This window comes from Halorussus halophilus, assembly GCF_008831545.1.
GTDB lineage: Archaea > Halobacteriota > Halobacteria > Halobacteriales > Haladaptataceae > Halorussus > Halorussus halophilus.
Genome location: NZ_CP044523.1, coordinates 1589997 through 1616148 on the forward strand (window position 1 = coordinate 1589997; position 26152 = coordinate 1616148).

Below are 26152 nucleotides of genomic sequence, written 5' to 3' on the forward strand. Positions count from 1 at the left end.
CGACGGCACGCCCACGAACTGAGCATGACCGAGACAACTTGACCGAAACAGTGTGACCGAAACAACGCGATGAACGAGAAAAGACCGCCGTAACGGGGGTCAATCAGGTTAGTTGTCCGACGAGTCGTGGCCGAGCGCCGCTGCAACGTCGAGCAGACCCGACCCAGAGACGTTGTCCGAGAGACCGATGTCTTCGGCCGTACTCTTGAGCGTGCTGCGAGCGTCGCCGTTCGTCGCACCGTTCGACATTAGTTGGCCACCAGCGCCGGAGACGTGGGGGCACGCCATCGAGGTGCCCGAGAACGTGTCGTAGCCACCAGGCACCGTCGAGTAGATGTCCGAACCAGGTGCGGCGATGTCCACTTCTGGACCCTGCGAGGAGAAACTCGACTGCCCGTCGCTGTCGTTGGTGGACGCGACAGCCATGACTTCGGGGTAGGCCGCCGGGTAGCCGACACAGTCCGTACATTGACCGCTGTTGCCCGCAGCGGCGACGAGCAGGACGCCGTTGTCCTGTGCGTACTGACACGCGTCTCGGAGTGCCGAGGAGCCAGAGGAGCCACCGAGGCTCATCGAAGCCACGTCCCAGCCTTGGTCAGCGACGTACTCGATACCGGCCGCGATGTCCGAGAACGAACCGCTACCACCACAGTCCAGCACCTTCACGGCGTGGAGCGTCGCGTCGGATGCGACACCGACTACGCCCTGCGAGTTGTCGTCACCAGCCGCGATACCGGCACAGTGGGTGCCGTGGTCGTTGTCGTCGGACCACGCGTAGTTACAGGCGTTGCCGTTGCCTTGGTACGAACAGTCGCCGAAGTAGCCACCGGAGCCACACTCGGCGAACGCCCTACCCGCTCCGAGGTTGGCCTGGAGGTCAGGGTGGTCGTCGTCGATACCCGTATCGATGATAGCGATATCGGCCCCGCTACCGACTTCGCCGTTCGCGTTCGTAATGTCTGCGTCCACGCGGTCGATACCCCACGGCAGGTCCTGTGCGAGCGCGTGCATCGTGCCGTTCTCTTCGACGTAGCGGATGTTCGGGTTCCGCTCCAGTGCCGTCGCCGCCTTCTCCGGCAGGCGAAGCGTGAGCGCGTCGATAGAGTTGAAGTCGCGGACGACTTCGTTGGCTTGGCTCTTGGCCATCGAGCGGCCACGCGCAGAGTTGAAACCGACGTTCACTTCGACCGTGTCTCCGGGCTTCGCGGCCGCGAGACCACTGCCAGCGGCAGTTGCGACGGAGGCACCGGCCACTTTCAGTACGTTACGTCGGGAAATACCATTGTCGTTTTCTCGCATTGCATTTGTAACTATCTAGCATGGATGTTAAATTTTATCCACCCGGAAATTCATGTATGTTACTCTCTTGAAACATAATTACATTAAAAATTCTGTGAAAATAACTCGGCGGTCCCGAACGGTACGCCTATTATCGGGAAGTCCGTAGCCGCCGCCGTGCAAGTCGTCGGCTACGAAACGGGTGCAGGGAGTGAGGACCCACCAGCGCTGTTGCTATCCGACGGCGAAACGGTTCGAGTCGAACCACTCGAACGCGGTACCGACCTCGCCTACTCGCTGGGCGAGCGCCGCTGTGCGGGCGTCCTCGACGGCACGGACCACCGAAACTGTCCGCGTCCGAACGCCCCGTACTGCGACGTTCACACCCACACGTGGGTCTGCGCTCGCTGTACGGGCACCTGCCTGAAAGACGAGATGGACTGCTTCGAGGACCACGCCATCTACCTCGCGGCGTTCGCCCCCGCCACGTTCAAAGTCGGCGTCACCAAGGAGTGGCGACTCGACACTCGACTCCGCGAGCAGGGAGCCGACCGAGCGGCCCATCTTCGGACGGTCGAAGACGGCCGCATCGCCCGCCGAATCGAGGCCGAGATAGCCAAGGAGTTCACCGACCGGGTGCGCGTCCCCCAGAAGATGGACGGCCTCCACCGAGCGGTGAACACCGAGCAATGGGAAGAGGCCCTCGCCGAGTTCGAACCACTGGACACCTTCGACTTCGACTACGGCTTCGAACTCGACTCGCGGCCGGTCGTGGAGACGGTTTCGACCGGCGAGGTACTGGGGACGAAAGGCCGGGTGTTGGTCCTGAGTCGAGGCGGCACGAACTACGCGGTGGACATGCGCGATTTGGTGGGCTACGAACTTCGGGAGGAGGAGAGCGAGCGGGAGTTGCAATCTAGTTTGGGTGCTTTCTAGCAGTTGGGATGGGTGGAAATAGCTGCTACCCTCAGGACTGAAACTGATTACAGAGCGAAGAAAAAGCGGTGAGCGCGACGACGCTAGCTACTCCCGAAACCGATGAGAAACCGCACGGCACCGCAACCGCTCCGCGCGCCATGACCCAAGAACGATTTGGCGCGTGCGGTCGCACCCATGTGGTGCGACCATCCGCGCGAGGTCTGCGCGAGCGAAGCGAGTGCAGGCTCGGCAGACAAGCGAAGCGCAGTCGGCCGGTGGATGACTGAGTGACGTGCCCGAAGGGCACGAACGAAGGAATCGGCTGGGGAGGTGTGTGTCTATTGCGGTGCTGTACGGGGCGGTCTTCTAGGCACCGGGAATAGCTAACTGCTCGTGGTCCATCGCAGTAGTAGAGCCGTTCGAAACGAAATATAGCGTCCGAAAAACCCGACTCAAACCTCCGACTCGACACGAACGTTCAAATACCGAACCGAGACCGACTGCACACAGAACTCACAACTCTAATCCGCGAATCGCCACCGCATCGCCTTCGCGTACCTCGCCAATCACGCGCCCGTCCGTCTCAGAAACTAACTCCTCGGCGTCCCCCGCCGGAAGCGCAACGACGAACCCGGTGCCCATGTTGAACGTCCGGTGCATCTCCTCGTCGCTGACGTTCCCTTGCTCTTGCACGAACTCGAAGACGGGTTGCGGGTCGAACGCGTCGGTAATCTCGTACCGGAACGCGCCCATCCGCGAGAGGTTGGTCCACCCGCCGCCTGTGACGTGGGCCGCGGCGTGAACGTCCTGTTTCCGCAAGTGTTCGAGCAGATACGTGTAGAGCCGCGTCGGTTCGAGTAGTACCTCTCCCACCGATTTTGTAGCATCCAGCGGAAACACGTCTTCGTACTCGTGATTTCTCGTCGCGGCCTCCCTCGCAAGCGTCAGTCCGTTCGAGTGAATCCCCGAGGAGGGGAATCCGACCAGCGCGTCACCCTCCTCTGCCTCGCCGGGGAAGATGGCGTCCTTCGGTGCCAGTCCCGCGCACGCCCCCGCGAGGTCCAAGCCTTTGATGACGTCCGGCATTACGGCCGTCTCGCCACCGACGAGAGCAACGCCAGCTTCCTCGGCACCCGCGGCGAGTCCGTCGCCGACTTGCTCCGAAAATTCCTCGCTGGGTTCGTCCACCGCGAGGTAGTCCACGAACGCGACCGGTTCGACGCCCGACGCGACGAGGTCGTTTGCGTTCATCGCCATGCAGTCGATGCCCACCGTCGAGTAGTCGCCCAGCGCCTCCGCGACGAGCAGTTTCGTGCCGACGCCGTCTGTTGCGAGCGCCAAGTAGCGGTCGCCGATGTCGATGAGACCTGCGTACTCGCTCTCGTCGATGTCACCGACTGCGCCGACCAGTGCCGCCGTAGCCGCTTCGCTGGCATCGATGTCTACGCCCGCCTCTGCGTAGGTTAGTTCCTCCTCGTTCCCTCCGTCCTCCGCGCGATTCTCGTCGTTCGCGCCGTCCTCGCTCATGTGCGAGTAGGTGCGTCCGGCGGGTAAAATAGCTCCGCTCTGGGTTAGAAGCCCAGACCGAGGAACAACAGCGCCCACGCCGCGAGGCCGAAGCAGGGAATCGCGGCCCCGAGGAAGACGGTGAAACTCCAGTCCTTGACGGTGTTGCCGTCGAGCGGGCCGAACGGCAGCATGTTGAACCCTGCGAGCAGGAAGTTGATGCTGACGCCCGTCTGGGCGAGCGTGGCGAGCAACGAGTCGCCCGAAAACACGAGCAAGGCGGGAACGAACAGGGCGCCGAGCACGACGTTCGTCACCGGTCCGGCCAACGCGATGATGCCGTTCTCGCGCGCAGTCGAACGCCCGCGGTGGTACACCGCGCCCGGCGCGGCGAACAGGAAGCCAGCGAGTGCGCCGATGATGGCGAACAGGAGCATGCCGTAGTCGGCGCGGAACTCGGCGACCTGTCCGAATTGGATTGCCGTGACCTTGTGGGCCAACTCGTGCAGGAGGAAGCCGAGTCCCGCAGTCGCCATCGTAATCGGTAGGATGGCAGTGAGCAGTGCAGGCTGGTAGAACAACTGTTGGCCGCCACCGAACACCAGCGCGAACGCCACGCCGAGTGCCAACCATGCGAGCGCGAGGTCAAGTAGTTCACGACCGCTGAATCTGATTTTCATAGGAGAACTGTGAATGTGTCGATGATAAGGTCCGCACTGTTTTGCGCGCCTTCCATCATCAGTCGCGTAATCTCGTCCATGCCGCCGATTTGCGGAGCTAGGATGGGCAGGATGACGAACGGGAACAGGAAGCTCGCTATCATGCTCCCGACGTTCGTCATGGCGACGATGGCGATGAGTCGGAACAGCGGCACGTCGAGCAGACGCCCGAAGAGGTCACGAATCGGTAGCTCCTCGTTCTGGAGCAGTTCGTTCATCTTCCCGATGTCGCCGACGTTGACGGAGGTGTATTTGAGTTCGACGTAGCCTGCGAACCACCCCGGCGCGAGCAGCGGATTGACGCTGGTCAGCCACGCGATAGCGCCGCCGACGCCCGCGCTCGTCCAGCGCGCTCCGGCGAGTTTGGCGAGTCCGAACGCGAAGATGCCGTTGAACAGGAACCACGCAGCGAACACTTTGAACAAGAAGGCGTTCTCCACGCCAGCCATGAACAGCAGGACGAAGAAGGCGAAGAAGCCGACCATGATAGCGTAGCCGAAGAACTTGAACACCGAGAAGCGACTCCCCGACTCGATGCCGACGAGGTCCTCCATCGGCGGGAGCGTCTGGGGATTCAGCAAGTACTCCTCGATGCCAGCTTGGTGGCCTGCACCGACTACCGCGACGACGTTGTGGCCTGCTTCGCGGAGCGCGACGAGTTTGTGCGCGATGAAGGCGTCTCGTTCGTCGATGAGTGCTTCTGCGCCGCCGGGGGAGAACTGGCGGAACTCCTCCATCATCGCCGTCACCACGTCGCCGTCGGTCATCTGTTCGATAGTGGCTTGGTCTACCTCCTCGCCGCCGCCGAAGCCGAACATGGCGAGAAATAACTCCCAGACCATCCGTAACTTCTCGACGAAGGTGAGCCGTGCCCAGAACCGTTGAATCGTCGTCTGAATGTCGCGGTCTACGAGTGCGACGCCACAGCCGACGCGCTCGGCCACGTCCACGGCGGCCTTCATGTCTGCGCCGGGTTCGATGTCGAACTGGTCGCCCATCCGGGCCTGCACGTAGGATAGCATCCAGTAGGCGATAAATTGGAAGACGGTGTTGCCGTCCAACAGGTCTGAGGCTTCGAGGTCGTCGGCCACCTCGCCCTGCATCTGGCGATAGCGACCCTCGTCGAGTTCGACCGCGACCACGTCCGGTCGCTCGTCCTCGATGACCTCCTCGACCCGCTCGACGCTCTCCGCAGAGACGTGGGCGGTTCCGACGACTTGGACGCTTCCCTCGCCCCCGTCGTCGGCGTCTAAATCGACTCCATCGGTCATTAGTCGCGTTACACACCCTCGCTTTTTACCGTTGTCGGTGAGGAGATAATTATCATCTCTGTATTCGGTTGTTCTAAGGGATTGGGTAGTTCGTGGGGTGTATCATGAGTTCGGTGTCGGTGTACTTCGTGTGGGGTCTGGAAGGAATAAGACAGTTGCAGAGCAGTTAGCTACTCCCGTGCCGAGGAGGCCGCACCGCGACCGCAACTGCGAACGCCACGTCCCTCCCTAACCGATTCGCTCCACTCCTTCCAGTCGTTCCGCTCGTCCACCGAAAGACCAAGCTCTTTCGAGCCTTGGCTCACGTTCGTTCGCCAAAACCTCGCACGAATGGTCGCGGCCTCGTGCCCCGCCGCACGTGCCAGCTAGCTGGTGAAGATTCGACAGAAGGTCCTAGCTATTCCGGCGCGCGCCGTCGGCCTCTCGTGGGCCGACGAGTCGCGCGAGGTCTTTCTGAACGAAGTGAAGAAAGACTCGGCAGATGCGGTCTGTCTGCCGGTGGATGAGTGCTGAAGGCTGAAAGCCGAAGCGCGAATCGGTTGGGGAGGGTGTGGTCTGCGGAGGCGGTGTGGTCTCTTCTCGGTACTGGGAGTAGCTAGCTCGAAACCGATTTCACTGCTCTCAGCGGTCGGTTGTGCACTCGATTTAACTCCAACGTTGACGTCCAGCCTCTATCCAAAATTAGAAACACCATCCACGAGAATTTCCAGATATGACCGACGTAGAAGCCGCGACCCTGATGGATTCGTACACCGAGATGACCGAACTTCTCCTCCCGAACGACACCAACAACCTCGGGCGGGCACTCGGTGGCGCGGTTCTCCACTGGATGGACATCTGCGGGGCTATCGCGGCGATGCGGTTCTCGAACCACCAGTGTGTCACTGCTTCGATGGACCACGTAGACTTCATCAGCCCAATCGACCTCGGCGAAGTCGCCGTGGTCGAAGCGTACGTCTTCGCCACCGGCCGGACCAGCATCGACGTGAAGGTAGACGTGCGCGCGGAAGACCCACGGAGCGGCGAGGAACGCCAGACGACGACTTCCTTCTTCACGTTCGTCGCGCTGGACGAGGACGGCACGCCGACCCCGGTGCCGGAGTTGGAGTGTCCGACCGAGAATCAGGAAGCGCTCCGCGACGGTGCCCGAAAACAGCGACTCGAACAACTCTCGGACGTGGCCGAGCGAATCGACTAACTTCCTGCTCGGGTTTCCGCTCCGGCAGTCGTCTGGGTTTGGCCGGTCGTCTCAGTTTCGCCGGTCGTCTCAGTTTCGCCGGTCGTCTCGCTCTCCGTCGCTGTGCCGTTCTCAGTCGTCTCGCGCTCCACCGTCGTACCGTTCTCAGTCGTCTCGTTCCCGTCAACTTCCGACTCTTTCGCAACGTCCTCGGGCGGAATATCGACGACGGAACTCAGATTCAGCAGTTCGTCCGACGGACTGTCACCGACCGTGTCGTAGCCAGTCAGGAACGTCGAGTAGCCGCCAGTTCCGTCAAAACTGACCGCGAACTGCGCCAACACTGGTCCTTCGTTCTCCTCGGTAGCACGCCTGATTTCGAACTCGTAGTCGCCCGCAGGAAGGACACGGTAAGGCGTTCCCGTCCCGAACGTCGCGCCGTCGAACAGCACTCTACCAGTCTCGTTTATTGTCACGTCCACGGGGCCGATGTCTGGCGAAGCGTGGACGAACCGAACCGCTACCGAGTCGGCGTCGGGTGTCGCGGCGTCGTCACGGAGGACGAGCGGTCGAAGCGCTGTCGTCCCGTTGTCCGAGAACTCGCCGACCACCGCGACGGTGTAGTTTCGCTCGGCTTCGAACGAGACTGTATCGTTGCCTAAACTCACGTTGTTCGCCGCCCGGAGAACTGTAATCGTGTGGGAGCCGGGTTCGACTGGCAGGTACTCGCTCACGTTCTCGAACGCGATGTTTCGGGCGATTGCTCGGCCGTCTACGAGGACGTTCACTTCGGGGGCGTCTGGCGAGACGTGCGCGATGCGAACGTTCGCGTCGCCACCCTGCGAAACGTCGGTAGTCGTCGTCTCCCCGAAACGCATCGTCGTCGTCTCTTCCTGGCCCGTGGTCGTTTCCGCCGTCGTCTCCTGCGAAAGCGACGGAATAGCTGCAGACCCGCCGCCGACGACGAATGCGGCGACGACGAGAAACGCGAGTCCGACACCGGCGACTCGCGCGTTTCGGTCCTTGGCGGTCATGGACCGCCCTGCGACCGACGAGCCAATAAAGCGCGTAGTCGCTCCATCGTTGTAAGCCGACGTAGTCGGGCACGAACCACGGATTTCCCAGAGAATCGCCCGTGCGACGAGTCGCACGGGCAGTCGTCTATCAGACAGCCATCTCGCTCATCAGACAGTCGTCTCGTTCAGTTCGGTCGTCTCGGTGGCAACGACGGCGGTCGTTTCGGTCCCCGGCATGGCCGTCTCGGTTTCCGGCATCGCCGTCTCAGTCTCCGCAACGGTCGTGGTCTCGTTGCCCACGGTCGTCACGTTCTCCGATTCGGTCACGTCCAAGACGACGAACGGCCGGAAGGAGTTGTTCGTCGGCGCGTCCTCGGAGACGTATCCAGAGGCGAATCCTGAGTAGGCGCTCCGCTCTGCCAGACTGATGTTAAACGTCCCGACGACGGTGCCGTTGTCGTCCTCGGTCGCGTTCCGCACGTCGATTCTGTAGTCGCCAGCGGGAACGGTCACGTACTCGGTGTCGTCGCCGAACGCCACGTCGTCGAACAGCACGGCACCGGTCGAGTTGACGGTCACGTCCACGGCCGGAGCGTCGGGCGCGACGTGGACGAGTCGGACCGATGCTTCACCGGCACCCGGTGCCTCGGACGCGTCTTCTAAGACGATAGGCTCGAACGGTTGGGTCGCGTTCTCGGACACCTCGCCTGCGGCGGCGACGGTGTATCGGGTATCCGCCGAGAGCGAGACGTTCCCTTCGAAGACGACCGAGCCGTTCTCGGCCGTGAGGATGGTGACCGAATGCTCGCCTGCGGCAGTGGCGACGTAACTGCTCACCTCGCCGTAGCTGACGTTCTGGTACAGCGTCTGATTATCGACTCGAACTTCCACTGCTGGCGCGTCGGGCGACATGTGCGCGACGCGGATTTGTGCGTCGCCCTCCGCTCCTACGGCCGTCGTCTCTTCTCCTTCGACGGTCGTTTCTTCGCCTTCGACTGTGGTTTCCTCACCTTCGACTGTGGTCTCTTCGCCGACCGTCGTCTCTCCGTCTTCTGTCGTGTCTTGGGCCGTCGCCAACGTCGCAACCGACCCGCCGAAGCCAGCGAAACTGGCGACGACGAGGAGTGCGACGGCGAGCACCCCGATTTTTGCACGTGTATCTATTTTCACCATGCGGACCGTCTCTGCGACCGACCACTCTAAAAAGGCGCGCGACCGTCCACGAACGTAATCGGCCGCAGTACCTCACAAACCTGTTCTTTCAGGGGTTAGGCCGGGTCTCACGGAATCGAAACGCCCGTTACGCCACCGAACGAGGCGGTCTCGTCGTCGGTTTCAGAGCGAGTACCACGTTCGTCGCTCGCCACCGGTCGCTCGGTTCCAGCGAGCGCGAAAAAGTGCGTGGACTCCCAACGGCGACTCTAGCTCGAATTCACCGTCTCCGTGTCGTTGAAGAACCCGTCTTCGGTCGTGTCGTTGAATCGGCCGTCCGTCGTCCCGTCGAAGAAGCCGTCATCCGTGGTCGCCGTGTCGGTGAATCGGCCATCCGTCGTGTCGTTGAAGAAGCCATCCTCGGTCGTCGCGGTGAACCGGCCGTCCGTCGTTCCGTTGAAGAAGCCATCCTCGGTCGTGCCGCCGAAGAACCCGCCGTTCGTCGTCCCGTTGTAGAACCCGTCGACAGTCGTGCCGAACCGTCCGTCTCCACCGGAGCGGACGCCATCGACGTTGACGAACACGTCGAGTGAGTCTTCCGCGGTATTTGCGCCCTGCCCGCGTCCGGCGACGAACACCGTGTACACCGTGCCGCGTTCGAGCGACCGGTTGACGCTGGCGAAGACGATGCTCCTATCGCTCGCCTGCACTACGTCGATGGTGTAGAATCGAGCGGAGACGGACTGGTACTGTGAGGCCTGATTCGACGCGACTCGCCGAGCGACGATGCGACGAGACTGGTTCCCTTGTCGCTGGCCGTCCCGTGGACGGGTGACGCGGAGCGACACCGCGGGCGCGTTCTGCGCGAGGTTGACGACTCGAACTGACGCTTCGCCCGGGCCGGGTCGCACGATGCGGTCACGGAACGTTTGCAGTCGTAGGCCGTCGTTGGTCCGGCGAGTCGCCGCGAGCGTGAACCGGCCGTCGCGCGCGAACGTTATCGTCCCCCGGAACCGCCGGTCGCTCCGGTCGTTAGCGGCCGTGACGGTGACTCGATGTTCACCCGCAGGAACCCGGAGGTAACCGGTCACGTTACCGTAGCCGAGGTCCCCGAACAGCACGTTCGACTGGTTCAATCGCCGACCGTCCACGTACACGTCTACTGCCGAGGCGTTCTGAGCCATGTGCGCGAATCTGACGAGCGCCGTCCCGCGCTGTCGGCGTTGCTGTCGGTCGCTTCGATTTCGAGTTCGATTCTCCCGCACCGTATCGTTGAACGTCGTCTCTGTCGTGTCTACGAACGACGTCGTCCCTTGAGCATTTGCTCTGTTCGCCGGGTCACTCGGGGCGTTCGCTCCCACGAGTAGACTCCCGACGACCACCAGCACGAAAATCATCGCCGTCGTCCGCTTCAGAAACTCGTACTTCTCCCCCATGTCGTCTGCACTGACAGACGATTCGGTATTAAACACAGACGACCGTCCGGACCGGTAATCCGCGTTCCGACGATTCAATCGGTCGTAGTCGGAACGCGGGCGACGGGCCGCCGTTCGTAAACGTTACCCCACCACTCGACAACTATCGATTTTACCGATTAGGCGCGTTGTAACGCCGTCGAATCGTCGGTTACGAGTCCCGAGCACGCTCGAACGAGCCCCGAGTACGCTCGAAAAAGAACTGGCCACACAGCCTACGCGCGAACCACCGACTCCTACGCTCGGACCATCGACTCGTTCATCGCCTCGCTGTCCGAATCGACGGCGACGACGAGGTCGAACGCCTCGTCAGTCGGCGCTTCGTCCGGGTTCAGGTAGCCTGCCGCGAACGCCGAGTACGCCGTGTCACCGTCGAGCGACACGTCGAACGTCGCGACGACTTCACCGTCGTCGTCTTCGGTCGCGGGCCGAACTTCAAGTGTGTAGTTGCCAGCGGGCACCTCGGCGTAGTCGGTCGCGTTGCCGAAGCTCACGTTGTCGTAGAGGACCGCACCGCTCTCCTCGACGGTCACGTCAACGGCCGGAGCGTCCGGCGAGACGTGAATCAGCCGGACCGAGGCGTTCTCTTCGTCCGTCTCGAAGTCGTCTTCGAAGATGAGCGGTTCGAAGGTCTCTTCGGTGACCTCACCTGCCGCCGCGACGGTGTAGCGAGTGTCCGCTTCGAACGACACCGTGTCCTCGAAGACGACCGTCTCGTCCTCCGTCGTCTGGATGGTCACCTCGTGTTCGCCAGCGGATAGCTGGAGGTAGTCACTGACTGCACCGAACTCGACGCCTTCGAGGGCCGCTTCGCCGTCCACCAGCACGTCCACTGCTGGCGCGTCGGGCGACATGTGCGCGACCCGTACGTGTGCTGTGTCGCCGCTCCCGCTCCCACTGAACGCCGCTCCGAGTCCGCTGAATCCCACCAGCACGACTACTGCGAGTGCGATTGCGATACGCCCATTCGATTTTAGTTGTTTATTCCACATAACGCACGCGACTCTGAGGACGTTCGGTACATAAATCGAGACGACCGTCCACGCCGAAAGCGAGGATTTGACGGTTCGCAAGAGGTCAATACGCACGGTCCGGCGACCGAGACACCGCCTCATTCGCTCGCGGGCGGAGCGAAGGCTTATCCGACATCTCGGCGTACTCCTCGAACATGACACTCGACGTGGCGACCCCGGACCCGCCGGAGTTGGAGACCGGCAAGGACACCCAAGAGTACGACGACGTGGAGGTGCAGGGTGACACCGACTATCGGCGCGACGAACTCGAAACGTTCCTCCGAGACGGCGCGTGGGCGCAGGCGTTCGGTGAGTGGTCCGAACACACCGACCTGACCGAAGCTGAATTCACAATCGTCGAGGACCTCGGACTCCTGCGCGAGTTCGACTTCTTCTGGGACGACTTCGCCGACAGAGTGGGCTACCACGCGCCGGGCATCCCCGAGGACTGGAAGGTCAAGGAGTACCACGAAGAGTTGAACTCGTGGAACACCGTGTCTGGTATCAACGCCGCGATGACGGAACTCGGCCAAGTCGTCTGTGACGTACTCGAAACGGACTTCATCGACTGGGAAGCCGAGTACGAAGCCCCCGAGGACTTGCCGGACTTCGAAGTGTAGCGGTCCTCGAACTCAGATTTTCAGCGATTTCGGATACGACTCCGGAACGCCGAACCCCGCATCCTGTAGCGTCTCTCTTGTCTCGGTGACCGTAGATACCCATTGCTTGCCACGTTCGGTCCGCGCCAGCGCGCCGTATCGAATCGGCGCGCCCTGCACGGTTCTGTCCGATAGCTCGACGCTCGCGCTGGCGTAGTGGTCGGCCAGCGCGGGATTCGAAAAGTCGATTTCCTCCGGCAGTTCGAGGTACGGCAGGTCGTGTTCGACGGCCATGTTCCGGTAGGCGAACGCGGCGTCGATACCGCCTCCTTCGAGGGTGCGGAGCAGACTCGTCTCGGGGAATAGCTTCGTCTCCGAGAGCGCCGACTCGGCGTCGATTGCGTCGTCGAGACGGAGCGCCATCACCGTTCGATAGCCGAGTGGGTCGCGGTCGGGGTCGGTACGCCCGACGGTGAGGTTCGAATCGCGGACGACCGCGCGCCAGTCGCTCGTGCTCGACTCACTCCCTTCGTCGGCGAGTCCCGGCCGCAGGACCAGCACCACCGCGTTGGTAGCGAACGTCGTCACCTGCTTGGCGAGTCCCGAGAAGAGTGCAGGGTCGGCCAGCGCGACGGCGTCGGGGTCTCGCAGGCCGTCTTCGAGCAGGCGTCGGCAGGCGACGCTTCCGTGGGCCTCGACGGTCGCTTCGCCGACGTTCGTGGCGACCGACTGGAGGCTTCCGGCGACGAGAACGTCGGCGGACTTCCGCGGGTCGCTCCCGGTCTCGGCGACGGCGAGCGTGCCGAGACCGCCGACTGCCAGCACGCTCGCGCCTCGCCGAATGGTCTCCCGCCGGGTTGGCATGGACGTAACGATTATCCCCACCGTCAAAACGTTTCTGTAACCAAAATTGGTTACTCAGTGGTCGTGAGGCTCAAGAGGACCCGCGTCGTGCGGTAGCACATGACTTCCGAGGGAGAAATCGCGGTCGTCCACCTTACGGGGCGAATCGCAGCGGGGGAAGACGTGGGCGAAGTGTTCGAGACGACGGACGTGGACGTCGCACTCGACGAGGGCGTCTACCACGACCACCGCGACTACAAACCGCTAGAGTTCCGCGTCGGCGAGGGGAAGGTCGTTCCGGGGTTGGACGAAGCCGTCGAGACGATGCGCGTCGGCGAAGAGCGAACCGTCAGAGTCGGTCCCGAGAAGGCGTTCGGCGAGCGAAACGACGAGAAAGTCGTGGAGGTCTCGCGGGAAGAACTCGAAGCGCGGAGCGACGTGACTGCCGAACCGGGTGAACTCGTCAGGAGCGAGGCGGGCGACACTGGCTGGATTACCGACGTCGGCGAGGAGATGGTCACGGTGGACTTCAACCACGAACTCGCGGGCGTGCCGGTCGAGTTCGAGTTGAAACTGCTGGACGCCTATCAGGACGGCTGAACAACGGAGCGAGTACCAGCGAGTGCTGGCTACCAAAAGAGACGCGAACGCTACGACGACGAGTTGTCTGTCGTCGTCTCACTACCCGTAGTCGTCTCGCCACCTACCGTGGTGGTCTCGCCACCTGTCGTCGTGGTTTGTCCGCCCGTCGTCCCGCCAGCCGTAGTCGTCTCGCCGCCGGGCGTCTCCGTCTCGCCCTGCGACACCGTGACGGCAACGCCGAGCGGTTCGTATGCCGTCGCACCGTAGCCGTCCACGTTCCACGGGTACTTGTCGTCGGTAATCCGGACCAGTTTCTCGTCGGGTGCCGAGATGGTCGCCGGTTGTGTTCTCCCTCGGTCGTCGGTCGCCCGCGACATGACGGTGTAGTCGCCCGGCTCTGGCTCCCAGACGTAGCGGAACTGTCGCCACGAGGTCGCTCCGACGACGGGACCGAAGAACTCCGCTTCCGACCAACTCTCGCCGCCGTCGGTCGAAACTTCGACGCTGGCTACTTCGTCGTCGCCCGCCCACGCTACGCCGACCACTTCGATAGTCCCGGCTGGTCCGGGCGTCACCGTCGCGTCTTCCGGCGGATAGCCGACCAGCGACTTCACCATCTGGTCGTACATGTACGGGTAGCGGATGTCCGGGTCGTCCATCTGGTCCTGCGTGTCGAACACGTCGATTCGCGGTCGGGTGTTCACCTCCTCGTCTATCGGGATGAGACGGTAGGAGTACTGCTGCCAGTGGGTGTAGGTCTGCTGGTCTTCGGTCTCCCACTCAGGTCCGTACACCATCATGTCCATGAGGTGGAGCCGTTGGACCCATTTGACGTTGTTGTTGCCGAACCACCCAGGCACGAGCAGTCGTACCGGAAACCCGTGGTCGTCGTTCATCGGACTCCCGTTCATCTCGTAGGCGAGCAGACAGTCGTCCATGACCTTCGACATGGGAATCGAGCGCGTGAAGATGTCCTCACCCTCCGGGGCTTCCCCGCCCATCGCCGACAGCCACATGTTCTGGCTCGTGTCCGCACCGTACTCCTCCAAGATGTCGCTCAGCGGCGTGCCCGTCCAGACGGTGTTGCCGACCGCGCCGAACGTCCACTGGTTGCCACCGACCTGCGGTTCGAAGTACGACCGGCCGTTGCCCGAACACTGCATCGTGTGCGTGACCGTTTCCGTCGAGAAGTCGTTGCGAATCTCGTCCATCGTCAGTTCGACTTCCTCATCGAACGCGCCCGTCAACGAGACGGTCCACTCCTCGGCGTCGATGTCCGGCGTCGAGTAGTGGTTCCGGATGTAGTGTTCCTCTCTGGGCGTGATGAAGCTCTCGTAGGTCGTCCGCGAGGCTGCCTCCGCGTTCTGCGGGTCCGCCGAGAGGATTCGAAGGCCAGGATACTGTTCCTGTAAGCTCGGTTCTTCGGGCTGTTGTGTCGTCGTTCCGGACTCCGTGGTAGTCTCACCACCCGCTGTCGTCGTGCCGCCGTCTTGTCCCCCGACGTTCCCCGACAGCACGCCCACTCCTGCCAGCGTCCCCGTCGCCATCAGGAACCGTCGTCTGTCGAGATACCGTTGTCGCCCCGTTCGATGCTCCGCGTCGTTCTCCCCATTCTCCCCAGACATACACCCCGTCTACCGGTACCGACGAGCATAAAATTCCCTCTGGGGTCGCCCCCGATTCACCGTTAATCGAATCGTGTCGAGAGTCTAATTATTCTCGCCTACTCGCTCACCACGACGCGCCCGACCATCCCTTGGTCCTCGTGGGGCGCACAGACGTAGACGTAGGTTCCCGGCACGGTGAAGGTATGTTCGAACGTCTCGCCGACTTCGACTATCATGAACGAGCGATTCCCCTCGTAGGTCGCGAACGGTTCGGCACCCTCCGGTAGTTGGACTTTCGAGGACGCCTCAGACTTTGCAGTCACGTTGTGGCCCTCGCTCTCGAACGTCCAGCGCACGGTGTCACCCACCGAAATCTGGACTTCTTCGGGGACGAATCGGAGGTAGCTCCCCTCCGGGCCGACGGCGACATCGACCGTCTGGCCACCTTCGGCACCAGTAGTCGTCTCTCCATCCCTAGTAGTCTCTCCTTCTCCCGTCGTCGTCTCTCCGCCTTCGGTCGTCTCTTCTGCTGTCGTCTCGCTTCCGAATCCGTCGCCGAGTTCGAGACTTCCGCGCATCTGCTCGGGGTGGAACTCACACTGGTACTGGGCCATCGACTCGTTGGCGACGAAGGGCAGTGCCCGCTTCGCCCCGACTGCCTCGGAGAAGTCGCCCGTTTCGAGCGTCTCGCCGGAATCGTCGTTTATCAGAAGTCGGTGTCGCTCGCCGTCCAAGTTGACCCAGAGTAGCTGGTACTGCCCGTCAGCGCGGAGCGGAAGCGTCGGATTCTGGACTCCCTCAATCTCCTGCGGTGCGAGGCCGAGCCAGTAATCGGTCCGCGCGCCGAGCAATATCGTCGTCACGTCGCCCGTTACGCTGGTCGTTTCCTCGCCACTGGTCGTCGTCTCTTGCTCAGTCGTCGTCTCCTGCGCCCCGACAACACCTGCACCCCCGAGCGCACTGGCCGCCCCGACAGTCCGCAAGAAGGTCCGGCGCGATTCGCCCCCGCTCGACGCGTCGTCGTCCACACCCGTTTCAGTCCCGTCGTGTTCCCCCATGACGAAGCAACTGTCGGCATTGTCGCGCAAAAGCGTTCGGGTGGTTTTCTACTGGGTGTCGTCCAGTTGGACCGTCTCCTCGACGATTACTTGCGGGCCTTCTTCCATCTTGATGAACGACTCGGCGTCGGCCATCACTTCCTGCCCGATTTCGGAGTCGAACGCCGCCCCGAGTGCGGCCATGTCTTCGAAGTAGAGTTCGAGGACGCCGTCGAATTTGGACTGCTCGGGGTCGGTCGGCGTGGAGGTGACGTACTTTTGCAGGCCGGGCAACTGCTCGGCGAGTTCGGCGTGGTCGTTCAGCCAGTACTCGACGAACTCCTCGTGGGTGTAGTCGTCCTCGCGGACGAGCATGTTGACCATCTTAATCATTACAGTCGAACCCCCGCCCGGAACCGACTTGGAATTGTCGGTCTGCAGAACTGCTCTCAGTCGTTGTTTATCCACCCCCTCTCGCGTACTGCCCGACGAATCGCGCTCGCTCGATGGCTCGCGGGAACAGCGCGCGGAGCACTTCGCGGTACTCCGCGCCCGGTTCGAGTCCGAGCGGTTCATCCAGCGCGAAGAGGCTGAACAGGTAGGTGTGTCGCGGGTCGTCCTCCGGCGGGCACGGCCCCGCGTAGCCGACATCTCCAGCTCCGTTCGTTCCCTGCACCGCACCGAGCGACTCGACTCGCCTGCCCGGCGGAACGTTTCTCGGAATTTCCCGCGTGTCGGCCGGGATGTCCCACACGAGCCAGTGGATGAACGGCGGACTCGGCGCGTCCGGGTCGTCCATCACGAGCGCGAACGACTGGGTTCTCTCCGGCGGATTGGCGATGCGGAGCGGCGGCGAGACGTTTCGCCCGTCGCAGGTGAATCTGGTCGGGAACGTCCCGCCGTCCTCGAACGCCGGAGTCGAGAACGTGAACTGGCCGTCCCCGGCGGCAGTGGTCGTCGTTTCTCCCGTTGTCGTCCCTTCGGCAGTGGTGGTTGGCGTATCTCCTCCGGTCGTGGTCTCTTGCCCGCCACGGCCCCGACTCCCCGTCACGACGCCCATCCCCATCGTCGCAACCGCGATCGCGCGCAGCAGCGTGCGTCTACGCATAGCGGTCGGTGTACATCTCCATCGGTGAAGCGACTTTGGGCCGCAACGAGTCGTTTTCGCGCCGCAACCGGCGATACTGGCGAGCGAGTCCCGTCGAGACGGTCGCTCTAATCATCGCCGCGGCAGTTTCGTTTAAGTAGCCTCGCGTCGTCGTATCGACTGATGGCTCGACTGCACCCGCCCGAAAGCCGGGAATGTCAGCGCTGTGGACGCCGCGACGAATGGGACGCGGAGGTAGACAACTGGACGATTGCCAGCGAGGAGGAGTCTGGCAACGCCTTCTGCATCCACGAGTGGGACATCAACGGCTCCCACAATCCGATTCGGAACTAGCGGAGTTTAGATACCGATTTGTTGATTTTGACGTTGTGAATTTGGCGAGGGTAGCTACTGGTGAGTAGAAGTAAATTGAGTTGAAGTGGCTACTGCTGAGAACGTGATGGACTCGAACGAATTCGTAACTGCTGGACCACTGTGAACTCGTCAGAGCTAGCTATTCCCGATACTTAGAAGACCGCACAGCACTGCTCCGCATGAGCCACACGCTCGCGGCTTCGCCGCTCGCAATCCGAGGCCCGCTCTCCGCACTGCCCGCGCGCCTCGCGTTCCTCCCCACCCGACTGCGGTCCTCAGTACGGACGACGCGCCGGAGCGCGTCGTCCGGGCCTGTGGTCCTCATCCCTCGCGCGAACGTCGCGGCGGTCACGCGCTTCGAGTGACCGCCGCGACCGCACGCGCCGGTTCGGCAATGGAAATTCGAGAAACCATTCAACCACCCTCGGCGCGCGCGGTCGCGCTCAGCGTGAGCGAAGCGAACGCAGGCTCGACGGACGCGGTTGTCCGTCGGTGCCTCGTGGTGCGACCTGTTCGAGCGAGGTCTGCGCGAGCGAAGCGAGTGCAGGCTCGGCAGACAAGCGAAGCGCAGTCTGCCGGTGGATGACTGAGGGACGACCGGTCGGGAGGACCGAAGGAATCGGTTAGGGAGGCGTGTGGCCCAGGCGGTGCTGTGCGGAAGTCGTACCAATGCGAAGAAGACGCGAGAATTCTGGCTGTCTTGCGGCCAGAATTCTCCGCGTCCGTTTTTTGGTCCCGATGGTTTTAAACGGTCGAACGCCCCCATATACGATAATGGCTTTTGAGGACTTACTGGGCGACCCAGTAATTCAGAAATATCTTCACGAGTTGGTCGGTCCGAAAGGCATGCCCGTGGCGGCGGCCCCGCCGGACGGCGAAGTGACGGACGAGGAACTCGCCGAGGAGTTGGACCTCGAACTGAACGACGTGCGCCGCGCGTTGTTCATCCTCTACGAGAACGACCTCGCCACCTACCGTCGCCTGCGCGACGAGGACTCGGGGTGGCTCACCTACCTCTGGACGTTCCAGTACGACAACATCCCCGGTAACTTGGAAGAGGAGATGTACCGCCTGCTCGACGCGCTCGAACACCGCCGCGAGTACGAGTACCAACACGAGTTCTACCTCTGTGAGGTCTGCTCGATTCGCTTCGAGTTCGGCGAGGCGATGGACTTCGGCTTCGAGTGCCCCGAGTGTGGCTCCCCGCTCGAATCGATGGAGAACAGTCGCCTCGTCGATTCGATGGAGGAACGCATCGAGCAGTTGCGGTCGGAACTCAACGTCGAGCAACGCGAAGAGGCAGAGGCGTAGATGGTCGTACTCGCCACCAAGGTGTACGTCAGCGGTGACGCCTACGAACGCTCACGAGACGCGCTCCGGTCGCTCGTGGACAACGAAATCGGCGACTTAGACGTGGAGTACACCATCGGGGTGCGCGAAGACAACTTCGCAATCGTGACCATCGAGGGCGACGACGAAGTCGTCGCGCGAAACGTCCTCCGCGAGGCCTACGGCGAAGTTACGCCGAACTTCGAGGACGGCGAGACGTACCTCGGCACGCTTGAATCGTGGGGCGAGGACGGCATCGTCCTCGACGCAGGACGAGACATCGAGATTCCCGCCGACAACCTCGGACTCGGACAGGGGACGCCCATCCAAATCGTCGAGCGGTTCGGTCTCGTCCAGCACATGCCGCTCCGGTTCGTCTACCGCGAGGGCGACGGAAACGCCGGCGCATCCGAACTCGCAGACGAAGAGCGCGACCGACTGTACGACTGGACCCGTGGCACGGGTCGGGTGAACGTCAACAGCGCGACTCGCGGCGAAGTTCGCGCGACGGTCAACCGTGCAGGACACGCTAACGACATCGTCACCGTCGAACGACTCGGTCTGCTCGAACAGAGCATCGTCTGCAAGGAAGGGACGGACCCGCCGGGCCTGCTCGCGGCCATCGGCGAGTACCTCCCCGCTGAGATTCGCTGCGTCATCCCGTAACGATGAACTCACGACACCGCCTCCTCCTCGCGTTCGGTTCGCTCGCCCTCCTCGCGGTTACGGCGGGGTGTACCGGCGGTATCTTCGGACCGGGCGAAATCAGCGACGAGAAACTGAACCAGTCGGCTAGTTACGACTGGAACACTTCCTCGGACGTGACCATCAACATCAGCGGCGACCAGTATCAGGCCGTCTACAACGTCTCGAACCGGACCCAGTTGGGCGTCTACGAGTTCGAGTCGCTCGGCGGGAAGCGCCCCGTCGAAATCGCGGCCGTGCAGTTCCAGTATCCGAACGGCACCGTCGTGGGAGCCGAGAAGATAGAAGTCGAGAAGAAAGACTCTAGGACGATAGTACACACGCCCGCGAAGAACGGGAAGTTGGCCTACAGCGCCCCACACCGCGGCAAGTCGTTCAGCATGCCCGCCTACGTCGAAGGCTCCTACGAGGTCGTCTTGCCGCGCGGGATGCGCGTCGATAACTTCCTGCTGAGCCACGTCCGCCCGGACGACTACCAGACGACCGACCCGCCCGAACGGGTTCACATCACGTGGGACGACGTGAGTGCCAAGAGCATCAACGTGCAGTACTACCTCGCTCGCGACCTGACGATACTCGCGGGTATCGTCGGCGTCGGCGTCCTGCTTGCGCTGCTCGGACTCGGGTACTTCCGACTCCAGATTCGTGAACTCGAACGGAAGCGCGAGGAGATGGGCCTCAACGTCGATACGTCGGGCGACGAGTTCGACGACGGGCCGCCGCCGGGGATGGGCTGAGGAACTCACTCTTTTTGTCGCTGCCGGGACTACCGAGTCGTATGCAAGTAGCCCTCGTCTCCGTCGGCGACGAACTGCTGGTCGGCGACACCGTCAACACGAACGCCGCGTGGCTCGGTGAACGGTTGGCCGACCGCGGTGCGACCGTCGAGCGCGTGGTCGTCCTCCCCGACCGAATCGCAGACATCGCTCGCGTCGTCAACGAACTTCGCGCCGACTACGACGCCGTAATCGTCACGGGCGGTCTCGGTCCGACCCACGACGACCTGACGATGGAAGCCGTCGCGGCGGCCGTCGGCGTCCCGGTCGAAGAACATCCGGACGCCGCAGCGTGGATAGCCGACCACGACGACTACAGCCACGCAGACCTGGTCGATGGCACGACGCATCTCCCGAAAGGGTCGCGCCTGCTCGAAAACGAAGTTGGGGTCGCTCCGGGGTGTGTCGTCGAAAACATCTACGTGCTGCCCGGCGTTCCGGCAGAGATGAAGGCGATGTTCGAGTCGGTCGCCGAGGAGTTCTCGGGCGAGAAGCGACACAGCGTGAGCGTGGCCGTAGACGAGCCAGAGAGCGCCCTCATCGACAGGTTTGCAGAGCTACAGGAGCACTTCGACGTGACAGTCGGAAGCTACCCCGGCGACCACGTGCGGGTCAAACTCGAAAGTACGGACGAAGCGGAACTCGACCGGGCGACGGCGTGGCTCCGCGAACGAGTGACGGAAGTAGAAAACGAGTGAGCGAGACTACCGATAGAGATAGACGAACCAGCCGATTGTGAATGCGAGACCGATAGCAGTCGTGACGATGCCCGCCGCGTTGGCGGGAAGACTCGAACCGGATTGCGCGAGTGCGAACATACGCGACGGTTTTACTGCCGCCGTCTTAACGCTTGTCAAGGGCGATTACAGTTCCTGATTTGGAGTTAGCAGACGTTGATTCAGAGTTAAGACGCATAGTCACGCGTGACACGAACCGTGCGAGTGAGCTAGTCAGTACTCGCCCCACGACGAGTCGCGAGCCGTTCTACCGGAGATAATATTTATTTTGAAATGTCGATTACTCCACCGACCTAACCGTTGTGGCCCGGAATGGCGCGCTTCGTCCGAAAGGAGCCGTTGAAGCTGTCCGCCGAACAGAACGCTCGGAGAAATCGTCGCTTTCTGCACCGGTCACGTGGCGTTTTTTCGTGCTTCCACGAGAGAGAAACACAAGCTTGTCGGCGCTGAACGATTGGGAACGGTCGCAGTCGTTTATGCGGGAATCGACTGAATAGAAATTTGCTCGCAAGGGCGCTCGGCCGGATAAGACGTGCCTAAGCGAAGGGGAGTACCAATCATGACGCACCATCAGCAACACGCCGGGAGTGGGGAACAGACGCAGTACGGCCAGACCAGCCAGCAACCGCAGTTCGGCCAGCAGTCACAGATAGGCCAACAACAGCCACAGTTCAGTCAGCAGTCACAGATGGGCCAGCAACAACCGCAGTCGCTCGGCACACAGCAGATGGGCGGGAAGGTAAGTTCGATGGGCCAGCGCAAGCGAATCGGCCAGCAGTTCGAGTCGGAACTGTCGAACGAACTGCGCGAGTCGCTCGCACTGTTCGACGAGGTGTCGGACGTCGCCGAGTGGTGTGCGGACAAGTGCATCGAACACGGCCCGCAGATGGCCGAGTGTGCGCGACTCTGTGAGGACGTCGCCGACATCGCGGAACTGAACAAGAAGATGATAGCGCGCGACTCGGTCAACGGACCGGAACTCGCAGACGCCTTCCTGCGAGTCGCCCAGCAGGGCCGCCAGACACTCCAGCAACACCAGCAACAACCACACGTCCAGGAGACGCTGCAGGTGCTGGACCAAACTGTCGATGCGACGAACAAGTTGTTGTCCTCCATCGGCCAGCAGTCGGTGGGCCAACAGGGCACCCAGTGGCAGGGCCAGAGCCAGCAGTTCGGCCAGAGTAGCCAGCAGACGCCGCAGATCCAGCAGCACAGTCAGCAGAGTCCGCAGATGGGTCAGCAGAGTCCGCAGATGGGTCAGCAGAGTCCGCAGATGGGTCAGCAGACACCACAAATGGGTCAGCAGACTCAGCAGTCGCCACAGGTGCAGAGTCAGCAGATTCCGCAGACCCAGCAGTACGGCCCGACCCAGCAGACGCCGCAGTTTCAGCAGGGTTCGAGCTACTAAGCGCTACCGCATCAGCTCGTATTTTTCGGGGGAGAAGCCGCACTGGTTTCCTGTGACGGAGTCGCACTGATTACCTGCGACAGAGTCGCACTGATTACCTGCGACAGAGTCGCACTGATTACCTGCGACAGAGTCGCACCGTTTTTGCGACCGACGCCCGTAGCAACTGCCATGCGACGTATCGGCGTGGTCGTCAACCCAATCGCCGGGATGGGCGGCCGCGTGGGACTGAAGGGAACCGACGGGAAGGTCGTGGAGGCGCGCGAACGCGGTGCGGAACCGCGCGCATCCGAGCGAGCGAGCGCAGCGCTCGCGGCACTGCACGAGAGCACACCCGACACGGAAATCGTAACCTACGGCGGCGAGATGGGCGAGCGAGCGGCGCGAACGGCAGGCTTCGACCCGCTCGTCGTCGGCAAACCAGATAGTGAGGAAACCACCGCGAGCGACACCCGCGAGGCAGTTCGACGGTTCGTGGACGAGGGCGTAGAACTCGTGCTATTCGTCGGCGGCGACGGAACCGCAGTAGACGTCGCGCAGACACTGAAAGAATTGGATTCTGCAGTTCCTATCCTCGGAGTTCCGGCAGGCGTGAAAGTCTACTCGGCCGTGTTCGCGGTGACACCCGAGGCGGCCGGACGGGTGGCCGCTGACTTCGACGGCACCGAGACGCGCGAAGTCAACGACATCGACGAGGACGCGTACCGCGAAGGGGAAGTCCGTGCCGAACTGAAGGGACTCGCCGAAGTACCGGTCGCCGAGGACCTCCAGTCGAGCAAGCAACTCGGCGGCGGAAGCGTCGAAGGTGTAGCGGCGGGGTTCGCTGACGACGTGGAGGAGGGCGTCACCTACGTTCTCGGGCCAGGCGGAACCCTCGGCAAGATAAAAGCCGAGTTGGGATTCGAGGGATCACCCCTCGGCGTGGACGTGTGGCGGGATGGAGAACTCCTCGCCACCGACGCCAGCGAAGCAGAGATTCTGGAAAACCTTGCCGAGCGAAACGTGGTCGTCGTCTCGCCAATCGGCGGACAGGGGTTCGTCTTCGGCCGCGGCAACGACCAGATTTCGCCGGACGTGCTTCGCCAATCTGACGTGGAAGTCGTCGCCTCGAAGCGCAAACTCGACGGCATCGGTGTTCTGCGAGTCGATACCGGCGACGAGGACGTAGACGAGTCGCTTCGAGGTTGGCGGAAGGTTCGTGTCGGCCGGTTCGAGCGCCGGATGATGAAGGTGGTCTGAGCCAGTTATACCGTGGGCGTCTGACCGAAACGTGATGAAGGACGTTTGAAGATTCGAGCGACAATTATTGGCATCTAGGGAAGCTTAAGGTGACTCGAATGCAATGAACTGTACATGGATACGCGGAAGGTCCAGCGATTAGGTCCCTCGACGCTGGCGATGACCCTGCCCGCGGAGTGGGCCAAGGAGAACAACGTCGAGAAAGGTGACGAGGTGTCGCTCAGAATGGGCGGGAAGGGGACACTGACGGTCCTCCCCGAGTCGGCCCACACGGAGGAAGCCGAGGCGGTCATCCACGCGGAGAATCTGGACGCCGACGCCGTCGAGCGGGCTATCGTCGCCCAGTACGTCCTCGGACGGCGAATCATCTACGTCGAGAGCGAAGACGCCCTCTCCAGCGCGCACATCAACGCCGTCTACAAGGCCGAGACGCAGTTGATGGGACTCGGCGTGGTCGAAGAGACACCCGAGAGTATCGCCATCCGGTGTTCGGTTGACCCCGAGGATTTCAGCCTCGACAACCTGCTCGAACGACTGGAGAACACCGGTTCGACCATGCGTAGCGAGGCGGTGAAGGCACTCGCCCACGGCAACCCCGACTTGGCACAGCGTGCGCTGAACCGCGAGCGACAGGCGAACAAGATCTTCGTCTTGCTGCTGCGACTCATCTTCACGGCCTACCAGAATCCGACGCTCGCACGTGCGGTGGACTTGGACAGCGGGTTCCCGCTCATCGGCTACCGCTCCATCGCCAAGAACCTCGAACTCATCGCCGACAACGCGGAGGACATCGCCGAAATCGTCCTCGAAACCGAGGGCCACACCATCGACGTAGACCAGAAGACGATGCGACGCATCCGGGAGTTCACCGACCAAGTGGACGAGATTACAGCGCTCGCAGTCGAATCCGCCGTCGAGCGTGACTACGAGAAGACGCTGGAAGTGCGCGCGCTCTTCCACGAAATCGGCGACCGGGAGAGCGAGATTCTCGACGACCTCCCGGAGATGGACAACGACTCGCTACTGGCGATTCGAGAGGTGTTGGTGAGCCTCCAGCAGACTGCACAGTACGCCATGCGGAACGCCGAAATCGCGGCGAACTTGGCGCTCAACGAGGAGAGCGAGCACACGACTATCAACTGAATCCTCATTTTCTATACGTGAAAGCGGGCTACGGATGGAAATTCGTAGAAAATGGGACGCTGACGACGGGCTACATCAGTCGGCCGCCGATGGTTCGGGGGAGAAGAGGTCCTCCGGAACCGCCCCGACTTGCATGAGCATGTTCAGGAGATTCACTTCGGACCACGTTTCTGCGAGTTTGCCGTCCTCGAACCGGTTGATGTCGATTCCCGTGATAGTCACTTCCTCGTTCGTCGGTTCGATGTTACCCATCTTGCCGACGTGAGTGCCGGTCTGTGTCCACCGCGAGACGACCCAGTCGTCGGCAGCGATGAGTTGGTCTATCTCGATGCGGCCGTCTACGATGCTAGCTCCCATCTCGGCCATCTCTCGGTAGTCCTCGCGTCCACGAACCGGTTCGGGCATGGACGGGTCGTGGAGGACGAAGTCCTCTGCGACGAGTTCGTCGATGACGTCGTAGTTCTTCTGTTCGAAAACCTCTTCGGTGAGCCTGCGGCTGATTTGCTCGTTGTTCTCGGTTGTGGTCATGGTACTGGCCAGTCCGCCGTGACTGGCAGTGCTGAAAGACGATTCCGAGTGGCTTTGTTATTAGTAACGGTGCCGGGTGAAATCCGGTCTTACCTAGATTACGTTTTCGGCACGGGACGGTGACCACTCCCAGAAACGGGACCGGACTCGCCTCTAATCGGCTCCAGCCACCTCGACCTCTTCCATCGATTCCTCGATACCAGAACTGTTCTCCTCGACATCGACGCTAGTCTTCTCCGCAGTCAGCGGATTCCGCCGCGAAATCGTGCAGTCGAAGGTGGGATGCTCGGCGAAGTGGCGCACCAGCATGTGCCGACGCGAACCGGTAATGCCCGTCCGACCGACATCCTCCGCAGAGAACTCGGCTGGCAGGCGCTCGAACATCCGGCGCAGTGCGTCGAAACTCTCGAACACCTTCGAGTTGCCAGAGGAGTCCGCACCGCGGCGCGCGACTTCGTAGGTGCCGTCCTCGCGGTGGATTCCTGCCGTCCGGAAGAACTCGCGGCGCTCCGTCAGCGCAGACCCGACCGCGTCTTGCAACTCGGCGGCCTCGTCTCTGTTCAGTTCGTAGTCTGCGCCATCGACGGCCAGTACAATCGATTCGCCGTCTCTTCGTACCGATACAGCGTTCT

At 62.2% G+C, this 26152-nt stretch carries 28 protein-coding genes; 13 read left to right on the forward strand and 15 right to left on the reverse strand.

Annotated features, from left to right (window positions below; all coding sequences use genetic code 11):
• Positions 1–108: 108 nt before the first annotated feature.
• Positions 109–1299, reverse strand: a complete 1191-nt coding sequence (locus F7R90_RS07810; RefSeq protein ID WP_158056688.1) for a S8 family peptidase — start codon at positions 1297–1299, stop codon at positions 109–111.
• A 156-nt stretch (positions 1300–1455) separates the two neighbouring features.
• On the opposite strand from F7R90_RS07810, the gene F7R90_RS07815 reads away from it, so the two are divergent.
• Positions 1456–2214, forward strand: coding sequence for a DUF2797 domain-containing protein (locus F7R90_RS07815; RefSeq protein ID WP_158056689.1), 759 nt, complete (start codon positions 1456–1458; stop codon positions 2212–2214).
• Between the two features lie 495 nt (positions 2215–2709).
• On the opposite strand, the gene purM is transcribed toward F7R90_RS07815, so the two are convergent.
• The 3 genes from purM to F7R90_RS07830 are packed head-to-tail and all read right to left on the reverse strand — an operon-like array spanning position 2710 to position 5692.
• Positions 2710–3723: a phosphoribosylformylglycinamidine cyclo-ligase gene (gene purM / locus F7R90_RS07820; protein ID WP_158056690.1), complete on the reverse strand. Its 1014-nt coding sequence runs from the start codon at positions 3721–3723 to the stop codon at positions 2710–2712.
• 44 nt (positions 3724–3767) lie between these two features.
• Positions 3768–4382, reverse strand: a complete 615-nt coding sequence (locus F7R90_RS07825) for a zinc metalloprotease (RefSeq protein WP_158056691.1) — start codon at positions 4380–4382, stop codon at positions 3768–3770.
• Complete coding sequence (locus tag F7R90_RS07830; protein ID WP_158056692.1) at positions 4379–5692, reverse strand: TraB/GumN family protein; 1314 nt, start codon at positions 5690–5692, stop codon at positions 4379–4381. Before F7R90_RS07830 ends, F7R90_RS07825 begins: the two co-directional genes overlap by 4 nt.
• A 712-nt stretch (positions 5693–6404) precedes the next feature.
• On the opposite strand from F7R90_RS07830, the gene F7R90_RS07835 reads away from it, so the two are divergent.
• Complete coding sequence (locus F7R90_RS07835; protein ID WP_158056693.1) at positions 6405–6890, forward strand: acyl-CoA thioesterase; 486 nt, start codon at positions 6405–6407, stop codon at positions 6888–6890.
• Here the strand turns inward: F7R90_RS07835 and F7R90_RS07840 are convergent.
• From F7R90_RS07840 to F7R90_RS07855, 4 genes are all read right to left on the reverse strand, one after another.
• Positions 6887–7903, reverse strand: coding sequence for a DUF4397 domain-containing protein (locus F7R90_RS07840; RefSeq protein ID WP_158056694.1), 1017 nt, complete (start codon positions 7901–7903; stop codon positions 6887–6889). The genes F7R90_RS07835 and F7R90_RS07840 overlap by 4 nt on opposite strands.
• 150 nt (positions 7904–8053) lie before the next feature.
• Positions 8054–9058: a DUF4397 domain-containing protein gene (locus F7R90_RS07845; protein ID WP_158056695.1), complete on the reverse strand. Its 1005-nt coding sequence runs from the start codon at positions 9056–9058 to the stop codon at positions 8054–8056.
• Positions 9059–9306: 248 nt separating this feature from the next.
• Positions 9307–10509 carry a DUF4397 domain-containing protein gene (locus tag F7R90_RS07850; RefSeq protein ID WP_192498434.1) on the reverse strand — a complete coding sequence of 401 codons (1203 nt, stop codon included), beginning with the start codon at positions 10507–10509 and terminating at the stop codon, positions 9307–9309.
• A 239-nt stretch (positions 10510–10748) separates the two neighbouring features.
• Positions 10749–11504: a DUF4397 domain-containing protein gene (locus F7R90_RS07855; RefSeq protein WP_192498435.1), complete on the reverse strand. Its 756-nt coding sequence runs from the start codon at positions 11502–11504 to the stop codon at positions 10749–10751.
• Between the two features lie 176 nt (positions 11505–11680).
• Here F7R90_RS07855 and F7R90_RS07860 point away from each other — a divergent pair, with 176 nt between their 5' ends.
• The gene (locus F7R90_RS07860) at positions 11681–12145 is read left to right on the forward strand and encodes a hypothetical protein (protein WP_158056698.1); all 465 of its coding nucleotides are present in this window, start codon (positions 11681–11683) and stop codon (positions 12143–12145) included.
• 12 nt (positions 12146–12157) lie between these two features.
• Here F7R90_RS07860 and F7R90_RS07865 read toward each other — a convergent pair whose 3' ends face one another.
• Positions 12158–12988: a substrate-binding domain-containing protein gene (locus F7R90_RS07865; RefSeq protein ID WP_158056699.1), complete on the reverse strand. Its 831-nt coding sequence runs from the start codon at positions 12986–12988 to the stop codon at positions 12158–12160.
• A gap of 99 nt (positions 12989–13087) precedes the next feature.
• Between F7R90_RS07865 and F7R90_RS07870 the strand changes: the two genes are divergently transcribed.
• Positions 13088–13567, forward strand: a complete 480-nt coding sequence (locus F7R90_RS07870; RefSeq protein WP_158056700.1) for an FKBP-type peptidyl-prolyl cis-trans isomerase — start codon at positions 13088–13090, stop codon at positions 13565–13567.
• 50 nt (positions 13568–13617) lie between these two features.
• Here the strand turns inward: F7R90_RS07870 and F7R90_RS07875 are convergent, their stop codons facing one another.
• The 4 genes from F7R90_RS07875 to F7R90_RS07890 all read right to left on the reverse strand — a co-directional run bounded on the left by F7R90_RS07875 (position 13618) and on the right by F7R90_RS07890 (position 17301).
• A complete protein-coding gene (locus F7R90_RS07875) occupies positions 13618–15174 on the reverse strand; it encodes a sulfite oxidase (protein ID WP_158056701.1) in 1557 nt (518 codons plus the stop codon).
• A gap of 98 nt (positions 15175–15272) precedes the next feature.
• A complete protein-coding gene (locus tag F7R90_RS22515; protein ID WP_225741291.1) occupies positions 15273–16214 on the reverse strand; it encodes a plastocyanin/azurin family copper-binding protein in 942 nt (313 codons plus the stop codon).
• A 48-nt stretch (positions 16215–16262) separates the two neighbouring features.
• On the reverse strand, positions 16263–16586 hold the full coding sequence (locus tag F7R90_RS07885) for an EthD family reductase (RefSeq protein ID WP_158056702.1): 324 nt from the start codon (positions 16584–16586) through the stop codon (positions 16263–16265).
• A gap of 67 nt (positions 16587–16653) precedes the next feature.
• Positions 16654–17301, reverse strand: a complete 648-nt coding sequence (locus F7R90_RS07890; RefSeq protein WP_158056703.1) for a YbhB/YbcL family Raf kinase inhibitor-like protein — start codon at positions 17299–17301, stop codon at positions 16654–16656.
• Between the two features lie 162 nt (positions 17302–17463).
• Here F7R90_RS07890 and F7R90_RS22120 point away from each other — a divergent pair, with 162 nt between their 5' ends.
• The 9 genes from F7R90_RS22120 to F7R90_RS07930 all read left to right on the forward strand — a co-directional run bounded on the left by F7R90_RS22120 (position 17464) and on the right by F7R90_RS07930 (position 24992).
• Positions 17464–17634, forward strand: a complete 171-nt coding sequence (locus F7R90_RS22120) for an HEWD family protein (RefSeq protein WP_192498436.1) — start codon at positions 17464–17466, stop codon at positions 17632–17634.
• A gap of 200 nt (positions 17635–17834) precedes the next feature.
• Positions 17835–18020, forward strand: a complete 186-nt coding sequence (locus tag F7R90_RS07895; RefSeq protein WP_158056704.1) for a hypothetical protein — start codon at positions 17835–17837, stop codon at positions 18018–18020.
• Between the two features lie 409 nt (positions 18021–18429).
• On the forward strand, positions 18430–18966 hold the full coding sequence (locus F7R90_RS07900; protein WP_158056705.1) for a transcription factor: 537 nt from the start codon (positions 18430–18432) through the stop codon (positions 18964–18966).
• Positions 18967–19650, forward strand: coding sequence for a DUF2110 family protein (locus F7R90_RS07905; protein WP_158056706.1), 684 nt, complete (start codon positions 18967–18969; stop codon positions 19648–19650).
• Between the two features lie 2 nt (positions 19651–19652).
• Positions 19653–20426 (forward strand): DUF5803 family protein, encoded by a 774-nt coding sequence (locus F7R90_RS07910; RefSeq protein WP_158056707.1) that lies wholly within the window; start codon positions 19653–19655, stop codon positions 20424–20426.
• A 41-nt stretch (positions 20427–20467) separates the two neighbouring features.
• Positions 20468–21163 carry a competence/damage-inducible protein A gene (locus tag F7R90_RS07915; protein ID WP_158056708.1) on the forward strand — a complete coding sequence of 232 codons (696 nt, stop codon included), beginning with the start codon at positions 20468–20470 and terminating at the stop codon, positions 21161–21163.
• A gap of 598 nt (positions 21164–21761) precedes the next feature.
• The gene (locus tag F7R90_RS22125; RefSeq protein WP_192498437.1) at positions 21762–22610 is read left to right on the forward strand and encodes a hypothetical protein; all 849 of its coding nucleotides are present in this window, start codon (positions 21762–21764) and stop codon (positions 22608–22610) included.
• Between the two features lie 171 nt (positions 22611–22781).
• A complete protein-coding gene (locus F7R90_RS07925; protein ID WP_158056709.1) occupies positions 22782–23849 on the forward strand; it encodes an ATP-NAD kinase family protein in 1068 nt (355 codons plus the stop codon).
• Between the two features lie 114 nt (positions 23850–23963).
• On the forward strand, positions 23964–24992 hold the full coding sequence (locus F7R90_RS07930) for a phosphate uptake regulator PhoU (RefSeq protein WP_158056710.1): 1029 nt from the start codon (positions 23964–23966) through the stop codon (positions 24990–24992).
• A gap of 75 nt (positions 24993–25067) precedes the next feature.
• Here the strand turns inward: F7R90_RS07930 and F7R90_RS07935 are convergent, their stop codons facing one another.
• A complete protein-coding gene (locus F7R90_RS07935) occupies positions 25068–25520 on the reverse strand; it encodes an ester cyclase (protein ID WP_158056711.1) in 453 nt (150 codons plus the stop codon).
• A 153-nt stretch (positions 25521–25673) separates the two neighbouring features.
• Positions 25674–26084: a DUF7528 family protein gene (locus F7R90_RS07940; protein WP_158056712.1), complete on the reverse strand. Its 411-nt coding sequence runs from the start codon at positions 26082–26084 to the stop codon at positions 25674–25676.
• Positions 26085–26152 lie beyond the last annotated feature (68 nt).